Below are 9,220 nucleotides of genomic sequence, written 5' to 3' on the forward strand. Positions count from 1 at the left end.
TCAATCTCCCGGCTTAAGCCTGTTACATATTTTTTTTCGGACTGCAAGGGGAAAAAAAACGGCAACCCGCGTTTTTTTTCCCCTTGCCTGGTTTATTCTTCCTGCTACTTTTGAATAGTCAATCTTCGTATACGCTTTCACGTTACCAAATCGTATCATGTTATAAACCAAACCTTATGTTATTGTATCAGCCTGTACGCAACAAAGCCATCATATCTTCTTTGCCGATAACATGCCCTGGATCCAGACCAGTGATTCCTCCCTGGCCCGGTCCGTCTTTATCCGTGTACTACCCATCAGGGGAGCTGGTTCCTTCCTGTTGAAGCTCCCCCTGATAAGTGTCATGGGTCGTCCCCGGCCCATGCACTTTTCTTACCGGATGTTACTCCTTTCTTATCAAAATAACCATTCGCCGGCACTGCTTATCATTGCAGTCGGTCCTGTTTGTTGTAAACTCCCCTTCCTGAGCCGGAGCAACTGCTTCACAACAAACCAGTATTATGAACCAGCTAATCATCACGTTTTTCATTACGGGCGCCATCAGCGTGCTCGTCTTCATCCTGTTGCTGATCATTGCGGTGATCCTGCAATTCAGAAAACAGCATTTTGGTTTTCATCAGAAAGGGCTTCAGTATGTCAGCGGATTCAGAAGACAGCTTCTGTATGCGGAAGTGCGCGCACAGGAAAATGTGTTCAGCCTGATAGCCCGGGAGATCCATGATAATATCGGATTGTCCCTCACCAGCATCAAACTGTTCCTGCATTCCCTGCGCCCTCGTAATAACCCGGATGAAGCGCAGCGCATCAGCGGCTCCGTGCATCTGCTGGGCCGGGTAATGGACCAGCTGCGGCATCTCTGCCGGAGCATGAATGGCGATCTCCTGGAAGACCAGGGACTGGTGAATGCACTCAGGCAGGAAGTGCAGCGTATCAACCAGCTCAACCAACTGCAGATCGTATTGCGCGTCGAAGGCGAAACCGTGAACTTCGATACGAAAAAAGAACTGGTTGTCTTAAGGATGATCCAGGAATCCATCAACAATATCCTCAAGCATGCGAGGGCCAGGATAGTGGAGATTCATCTCCGGTTTGCAAATAATCGCTTATTGCTTAACGTTAGTGATGACGGAATAGGCATGAGACCGGTACTGGAAACGCAGGCACCGGGTTGCGGTCTGATCAATCTCCGGAAACGTGCGGAAATGCTGGCAGGACAATGCACTGTGATCAGCAGCGCCACCAGGGGAACCACCATCGCTATTTCAATACCTATCAACCAGTAATACATGCAACAACCATCAACCTTTACAGTAGGCATAGCGGATGATCACCATGTGATGCGCCAGGGGCTTACCCTGCTTATCAATTCTTTCGGCGGATTTTCCGTATTGTTTGAGTCCGGTAATGGCGGCCAGGTAATGGAACAGCTGCAGGCCGGCAGGGTGCCGGACCTGATGCTCCTGGACCAGAACATGCCGGAAGTGGATGGCTACGCCACTGCCAGGTATATGCACCAGTACTATCCTTCATCAAGGATCCTGATCGTAAGCATGTATGATACTGATTCCTTTCTCATCCGCCTGCTCAATGCCGGCGCCAGGGGGTTCATCAAAAAGGACGCAGATCCGTCAGAGCTCAGGCTGGCCATGCAGACCATTATGCGTGAAGGGTATTATCATTCCAACAATACGGCTGGCAGGATCACCACCACCTATCGCAGTCCATTGCGGGATGAACTGCTGGGCAAGAGAACTCTTACAGACCAGGAGATAGAATTCCTGAAACTGATCACTACGGAATCCACCTACAAAGCCATCGCCGCCATCATGTGCATTCCCATGCGTTCGCTGGATACGATCCGCGACAATCTTTTCATCCGCCTGGGAGTGAAGAACAGGGTGGGCCTGGCCATGTATGCCATCAGGAGCGGCATAGTGCATATCTGACACAGGGAGGCAATATTGTAAGTTGCCCACTTAGATACAATCCAGCCTATGGAGCCAGCGGGCGCCTGCCCGGCGGGAACGGGAACTTACTGTCTGTTCAGGAAATGGTCAGGCACAGGAAATTACTGTTGCATCCTGTTCGTTACGGATGTAACAGGCATGACCTTACCCGGGTATAACCGGTCAGTTCAGTTGGTTTCTCCGGGAACGGCAAGCACTCCTCCCTGCTTATCAGCGGCAGAAGGTAGCGGGCAGGCCCCGTATTTTTTAATCGATGAGTTTATTACGCATGCCATACATGATGAGACCGGCAATGGTTTTAGCGCCCACTTTCGATTTCATGTTCTGGCGGATGGTTTCCACGGTACGGGGACTGAGAAAAACCTCTTTGGAAATTTCCTCGGTAGTTTTGTCTTCTGCCAGGAGGCGAAGGATGCGCACTTCTTTTTCCGAGAACTTGATTGGGTTGGGGTAGAATTGTCTTACCTGTTTCTTGGTTTGAAGTTTGGAAAGAACGGCTTTATTCACGAGGTCGTTGAAGTAGAAGTCTTCATTCATGCAGGCCAGGATAGCCTGGTAGATCTCTTCGGGATCTGAAGTTTTGGTGAGGTATGCATTGGCGCCCATTTCCATCATTTTGGTGATCATTTCCTGATCATCATACATGGTGAGCACTACGATCCTTACTTCGCTGTATTCTTTGCGGAGGATCCCGATGGCATTTACACCGTCCACTTCAGGCATACGTATATCCATCAGAAGCACATCCGGCTTTTTGAGCTTCATTTTGTGCATCAGGTCTTTTCCATCCTCGGCTTCCCAGAGGATCTGCAGATACTCTTTGCCTTTAAGAGCCATCTTAATGCCGTCGCGGAAGATCTTGTGATCGTCGGCTATTGATACCTTGATTACCAGTTCAGCGCTCATACGGGGCAGGTTTGACTTTATTGGTTGGGTTAGTAACGTATAAACGATAACGGTTGATCCTCATTGTTAACGGGTTAAAAAACCCGTGAAAAACACGTGAATCATACCGTGTCGGATACTCTCAATTTGCCTTGCCATTGCCAACAGCCCTGGGCTGTTTCCTGCATTCTGCTTTTCCTTCATAGCCATATCCTCTGCAGACAGGCCTTCTGAACAATGGTGTTCGTCACCGATGCAGCCGGATCGTGATTTTACCAGCGCCCGGCACTGGAATATTTACGAACTTAAAGGTATTTACTGAACAGTCAAAATCAAGCAGTATTGCTCTTGTACCCTGACTGTCATTAAAATATATTTGTTGTGAAGTTGATTGGTACACGGATAGGCAACCTCTTCAATCATCCAATGTCCGAGTTTACCGTCCAAAAACTAATTTCCAATCATCCATGTAAAACCAGTCAAAATCCAATATCAGTCAACTTCCTTTTCTCTTTTCCAATATCCTGCAATAAGACCAGTTCCCTCTTTTATATTCCACTTTTTCTTTCAGCACCGGCTAATGGTCATTCCTGTACTGAACAGCATTTTTTACAGGCAAGGGCTCCAACAGCACTACTCATATCCACTGAATCCTCCGCCCCGTTTTTAAGATCCGCTAAAATTTTGTGGCTACTTTTCCACAATCAGGCACTATTTGTGCATAACTCCTTCGGGGCATCGTAAGTTTTCCACACCAAAAATGCGAATTTTACCATAGTAAAAATACGGTCTTCTCGCAGAGTTTATACTCATTTTTACATCGTAAGTCTACTCACTTTTTCCTCGTAAACCCACGATGGGCCTGAATCGCAGGCAATTTAAACCATTTTACGGAGCCATTCCCCTGTTGCCCACCTTTTTTTTTGGAGGTTTTTTTACTCTTCGGAACTACTATTCTAAACCTCTTAAACTTACTACTATGATTCAAAACGAACTCATCACTAAACGCGATATTCAGGCTATTGGTGAAGAGATCGGCTATGAGCTCGGCGCTCAAATGGTGAATGACTACCAGGTGGCCAATCCTCAGGATGCTTATTGCTATGTAATCGGACGTAACATTATTGAAACCATCCTCGCTCAACCCGGTTGCGTTGGTATTCAGTTCTACAATGCCTATAACGAAATGGGCGAAAAAACATTGGTTTATGTTGGTTTAGACGCTGATGGCAAAGCCATCCTCGAGTATTCCACTGTAACCAAAGAAGGACAACTGTCTTTTGAAAAAGGTATCGTAGCTGACCGCATCGAGCGCAGGCCTACTACCAAACCAAGCCCGGCGCCTACTACACCGGATGCTGATGGTTGGAACTGGACTATCGATTAAATAGAATTTATTTGAACTTCATGAGTCCTTTTATATATTTGACCCCAAATGCTGTTCAAATATAGAGGCTCTAGACAAACATATTACTATTTATTCTCACTTGTTACCCTTATTGCTCTTCTTCTTTTTCTTTAAGAGGAACAGAAGAACAGACATAAGGGTAATTTTATTTTATTGTAGCTATACCTTTATAAATGACAGTACCATCACAAGGCTCTATGCTGAAAGGAACGATGGGAACGATTATCTGATCCTCATCCTTCTCAGCCTTTTCACTGTCATCGAATACATTCTTTTTGCTGCCTTTATTTACCTCAACCTTCCGAAAGGACTGCTCCGCAAACTGATCCTGATCGTATCACCCTTCTTTCTGGCTTACACCTTCTTTGAATTTGTGAGAACACAGGAATCTTCCATTGATTCTTCGGCCATTACAGTGGAGAATATCCTGCTTATCATCTTCTGCATGTTCTACTTTTTCAAGGAGATCAGTCAGCCGAAATCCGTTTTCATTTATTCATCTTACGCATTCTGGGTGATTGTGAGCATTCTCATCTATTCCACCGGAACTTTCTTCTATTTTGCGTATTCTGATAATCTTAGTGATGATGAATGGCGTAAATGGTCAATCATTAATCATATATTTACTGTAATAAAGAATATCCTTTTGGGAATTGCCGTATTTATGCCCAAAAAGGTGAATAATACTCTCCAATCCCAGGAAAAACAGTACCCGGATCAACTCTTTGATCCGCCACCACTAAACCCATTATAAAACCCAATCACCTGTTCAAAGGATGCTCTTCCTCCAGATAAGCAGCACTGATAGTCCCGTTTCCCTGGTACTGTTCTTTGGTACTGTAGGTATGCTGGCATTAACTATCGGGCTGATCGTCTTCATCATATTTCATCAGCGGAAAGTGATCCGGTACCAGATGCAGTTACAACGCCTGGAACAGGAGCAACAAAAAATGTTGCTCAACGCCTCTATCCGCCTGCAGGAAGAAGAACGCCAGCGTATTGCCGCCGATCTGCACGATGATGCGGGCCCTCTCCTGGCTACCGCACGCCTCTACCTCAACGAAAACCTGGTCAACCAGGATAAAACCACCCAGCTCCAGAGCATTTACAACGCAAAACAGATCATCGACGATACCATCCAGCTGATCAGGAATATCTCCCATAGCCTCATGCCCCCTACCCTGAAGAACTTCGGCCTGGAATCTGCCGTTAACGACCTGATCCAGAAGATAAGCGGCTCAGGAAGTATGAACGCCAGCTGCCGTTTCCATGATTACAGGGACAGGCTCCATCCCGATCAGGAGCTCATTATCTTCCGCGTGATCCAGGAACTGGTGAATAATATCCTCAAACACAGTAATGCCAGCTTCATCCATGTTACACAGAACCTGGGCGGCACCAAGCTGTATATCAGGATGCACCACGACGGTAAAGGCATCACACAGAGTGATTTCGAGAAACTTAACAAGAGCAACCAGGGCCTCGGATTAAAAAATATCCAGAGCCGCCTCAAGCTCCTGCACGGAAGGATTTATTTTGAAAAAGATATGTCGCAAACTTATTATAAGGTAACCATTGAAATACCAAGAGTTGAAGAAGAAGTTGTAGCAGAATGATCAGTGGTTCATGTTCATACATTCTGTAAATTTAGACTGCCAATATCATAAAAAACATGGGACCCATTAAAGTTGCTATCGCTGACGACCACAAGATCTTTCGAAAAGGAGTGATTCTCTCTCTTCGTCCCTACACCAATATCAAATTTGTGCTGGAGGCGGAGAATGGACAGGAGCTGCTGGATAACCTTCCCGGATTGACCGAGCAGCCGGATGTAATACTGATGGACCTGAGAATGCCATTGAAAGACGGAATTGAAACCACCAAGATCATCGCCCGGCAATATCCGCAGATCCACGTGATTGCCCTGACCATGTACGAAGATGAAAGATTTGTGAGTCATATGATGGAGATCGGCGCCAACGGTTATCTGTTGAAAAGTGCTGATCCTGCCGAGATCAAGAAAGCCATTATGGAGGTGATGAGCAAAGGCTATTACCTCAATAATTTCGTGAACAGGATCCTGCTGAAAAAATCACATGCACGCCAGAAAGTGGTGCCCACCCTGAACAGTGAGATCACCCTGAGCGATCGTGAGCGTGACGTGATCAAATACATCTGCATGGAATTCACGGCGCATGAAATAGCGCAGAAGCTGGAAGTGAGCCCCCGCACCGTGGAAGCCATAAAAGACAGGCTGATGGAGCGTTTCGGCTCCAAGAACACTGCCGGTCTCGTATTTTTCGCCGTTAAAAACAACCTGATCGATTAGATTTATTACTCTATGAATTCCCGGTTACACACGATGTAGCCAATATGGTAAAAACCGGAACTATACAGGACATCCTCAATATCATCGCTATGCTGGCATCGCTGGCGCCTGCGCTGATCATCCTGTTCAGGCGCGCCTGGCAATCAGACGTACTGAACTTCCTGATGGTATTTTCCCTGCTCAGTTTCATGCACGGGCTGCTGACCGGACTGCTTCCGGTTACCCAACCCGGTTATGCCTTCACCCATGCCGCATTCAGTCTCGGCGAATTCATTCTCCTGCTCTTCCTGCTCAGGCCCAACTCCAAACAGAGATGGATGCGCGACCTCTTCTATATCTTTTCCATCGCCTTCCTTTCCGTGATCATTACGGTATATGCTCTTATGGGAGCCAATGCTTCCGCCAGCACCGTGCAGGTATTACAGAACCTGATCCTTCTTGCCGCCGCCATCTATGGCATCCTCCAACTGCTGAAAACAGAACAGGTTTTCATCTTCCAGCAACCCCTGTTCTGGATCATTATAGGCGCTATCGCTTTCAGCTGCATGCAGCTGCTCCTCGCCGTGATCCCTTCAGCCAAACCCGGCGAAATGGCCATCATGCAGGCATTGGTGGTAACCGTCCGCAGCCTCTTCTTCATTGTTGCAGCCGGTACTAAAATGAAAAACCCTGCAGTAAAGACTACAGGGTTCAATGATTTTAAATATTAGTACGCTGCTGTTCGCCGGAGGCGAAGAAATACAGATCACTCGCCGGGACGCGGGCGATCGGGCACCGCGTGAGTAATTGTATTATATTTTCATTTCAGGGATATCACCTTCAATCAGGAGCTTACCCGCAGTTTTTGATTTTATTTCCTCCACTGACACGCCCGGAGCACGCTCGATGAGCTTAAAGCCTTCCCCGTTGGGCAATATATCAAGAACAGCCAGGTCGGATACGATGCGCTTCACACAGTTCACACCGGTGAGTGGCAGTGAGCAGGATGGCAGTACTTTGGATTCGCCTTTGGGATTGGTATGCATCATCGCAACAATGATATTCTTGGCGCTGGCCACCAGGTCCATGGCGCCTCCCATTCCTTTTACCATTTTGCCGGGGATCTTCCAGTTGGCGATATCCCCGTTTTCGGACACCTCCATGGCGCCCAGCACTGTGAGATCCACCTTACCCGCACGGATCATGCCGAAGCTTTCCGCACTGTCGAAGATGGCGCTTCCCGGCATGGTGGTCACCGTTTCCTTGCCTGCATTGATGAGGTCCGCATCCACTTCTTCATCCGTAGGATATGGTCCCATTCCCAGCAAGCCGTTTTCAGACTGGAGCATGATGCTCATGCCTTCAGGAATATAGTTGCTCACCAGCGTTGGAATGCCGATGCCAAGATTTACATACATGCCATCACGCAGTTCCTGCGCAATACGCTTTGCAATTCCGAATTTATCTAAAGCCATAAAAGCAATTGAATGTGAAAAAAATAGAGACGATCAGAGTTTAACGGTCCTTCTTTCGATCCGTTTCTCATAGTCCTTGCCCTGGAAGATGCGATGCACATAGATGCCCGCCACATGCACATCATCGGGATCTATTTCGCCGGGTTGCACCAGGTGCTCCACTTCCGCGATGGTGATATCGCCGGCCTTGGCCATGGAGGTGGAAAAATTGCGGGTGGTTTTGCGGAAGACCAGGTTGCCCATGGTATCGCCTTTCCAGGCTTTCACAATGGAGAAAGAAGCATGAAGCGCATGCTCCATCAGGTACATCTTGCCGTTGAATTCACGTACTTCCTTGCCGGCGGCCACTTCCGTGCCATAACCTGCAGGTGTGAAGAAGGCGGGGATGCCCATACCGGCCATCTGTATGCGCGTAGCCAGGGTGCCCTGCGGAATAAGGTCCACTTCCAGTTCACCATTCAGCAACTGGCGCTCAAACTCTGCATTCTCGCCTACATAGGAACTCATCATTTTTTTGATCTGGCGCGTCTTCAGCATCAGGCCCAGTCCAAAATCATCCACACCGGCATTATTGGAAATGCAGGTGAGCTCCTTTGCACCACTGCGGACCAGCGCTGCAATACTGTTCTCGGGGATACCACAAAGACCAAAGCCACCCAACATGATGGTGGCTCCGTCCCGAATATCTTTTACTGCCTCATCGGCATTTGCAACAACTTTGTTCATAACTGACAAGCAAATTTAGACGGTAAAATTAAGTATAAAGGGATGGATGGACCGCAAACTCAGGGCGTTCTTTTCAACTGCACGGGAGACCTGCGTTTGGCCAGTGAGTCGAGCCTGCGCCTGACCGAGTCCATTTTCTTCTTCCCCAGGGAGTCCGGTCTTTTCCTGGTAATGGAATCCATTCTGATCTTTGCAATAGAATCCACTTTCCATCTTCGCAATGAATCAAGCTTCCTGGCGGTCATAGCAGCGGAATCAGAAGGCACCGGTGTTTCAGGCGGTTTATTGTATTGCTCCTCCCGCTTGCGGTTGGCGCGGGAGGCTATGGAATCGAACATCACCTTACTGATGTCCGGCCTTGATAAATAGAATTTATAACTTTTGACGAATTCCTCGCGGGTGATCTTATGCACCTGAAACACCTGATCGTACAGCTTCAGGGTTTCCGTTT

The 9,220-nt window shown here is 47.6% G+C and carries 11 protein-coding genes; 7 read left to right on the forward strand and 4 right to left on the reverse strand.

The annotated features are described in order from the left end of the window. Positions 1–500 precede the first annotated feature (500 nt). Complete coding sequence (locus ACTHMC_RS15040; RefSeq protein WP_440414219.1) at positions 501–1,283, forward strand: sensor histidine kinase; 783 nt, start codon at positions 501–503, stop codon at positions 1,281–1,283. A gap of 3 nt (positions 1,284–1,286) precedes the next feature. Continuing rightward, a complete protein-coding gene (locus ACTHMC_RS15045) occupies positions 1,287–1,946 on the forward strand; it encodes a response regulator (protein WP_440414221.1) in 660 nt (219 codons plus the stop codon). Positions 1,947–2,213: 267 nt separating this feature from the next. On the opposite strand, the gene ACTHMC_RS15050 is transcribed toward ACTHMC_RS15045, so the two are convergent. Then, positions 2,214–2,873 (reverse strand): response regulator, encoded by a 660-nt coding sequence (locus ACTHMC_RS15050; protein WP_440414223.1) that lies wholly within the window; start codon positions 2,871–2,873, stop codon positions 2,214–2,216. 958 nt (positions 2,874–3,831) lie between these two features. Between ACTHMC_RS15050 and ACTHMC_RS15055 the strand changes: the two genes are divergently transcribed. The 5 genes from ACTHMC_RS15055 to ACTHMC_RS15075 all read left to right on the forward strand — a co-directional run bounded on the left by ACTHMC_RS15055 (position 3,832) and on the right by ACTHMC_RS15075 (position 7,299). Beyond that, positions 3,832–4,239, forward strand: a complete 408-nt coding sequence (locus ACTHMC_RS15055) for a hypothetical protein (RefSeq protein WP_440414225.1) — start codon at positions 3,832–3,834, stop codon at positions 4,237–4,239. 100 nt (positions 4,240–4,339) lie between these two features. Next, positions 4,340–5,014, forward strand: coding sequence for a hypothetical protein (locus ACTHMC_RS15060; RefSeq protein ID WP_440414226.1), 675 nt, complete (start codon positions 4,340–4,342; stop codon positions 5,012–5,014). Positions 5,015–5,036: 22 nt separating this feature from the next. Further along, entirely contained in the window at positions 5,037–5,876 is an 840-nt protein-coding gene (locus ACTHMC_RS15065; RefSeq protein ID WP_440414227.1) for a sensor histidine kinase, read from the forward strand. Between the two features lie 56 nt (positions 5,877–5,932). Then, complete coding sequence (locus ACTHMC_RS15070) at positions 5,933–6,589, forward strand: response regulator transcription factor (RefSeq protein ID WP_127126780.1); 657 nt, start codon at positions 5,933–5,935, stop codon at positions 6,587–6,589. A gap of 44 nt (positions 6,590–6,633) precedes the next feature. After that, positions 6,634–7,299, forward strand: coding sequence for a hypothetical protein (locus ACTHMC_RS15075; protein WP_440414228.1), 666 nt, complete (start codon positions 6,634–6,636; stop codon positions 7,297–7,299). A gap of 81 nt (positions 7,300–7,380) precedes the next feature. Here ACTHMC_RS15075 and ACTHMC_RS15080 read toward each other — a convergent pair whose 3' ends face one another. From ACTHMC_RS15080 to ACTHMC_RS15090, 3 genes are all read right to left on the reverse strand, one after another. After that, entirely contained in the window at positions 7,381–8,043 is a 663-nt protein-coding gene (locus ACTHMC_RS15080; RefSeq protein WP_440414229.1) for a 3-oxoacid CoA-transferase subunit B, read from the reverse strand. Between the two features lie 33 nt (positions 8,044–8,076). Next, positions 8,077–8,769 carry a CoA transferase subunit A gene (locus tag ACTHMC_RS15085; protein ID WP_440414230.1) on the reverse strand — a complete coding sequence of 231 codons (693 nt, stop codon included), beginning with the start codon at positions 8,767–8,769 and terminating at the stop codon, positions 8,077–8,079. A 59-nt stretch (positions 8,770–8,828) separates the two neighbouring features. Beyond that, a partial coding sequence (locus tag ACTHMC_RS15090) for a DUF4296 domain-containing protein (protein ID WP_440414231.1) occupies positions 8,829–9,220 on the reverse strand: 392 nt, incomplete at its 5' end.

The organism is Pseudobacter sp. (assembly GCF_051955275.1).
Lineage (GTDB): Bacteria > Bacteroidota > Bacteroidia > Chitinophagales > Chitinophagaceae > Pseudobacter.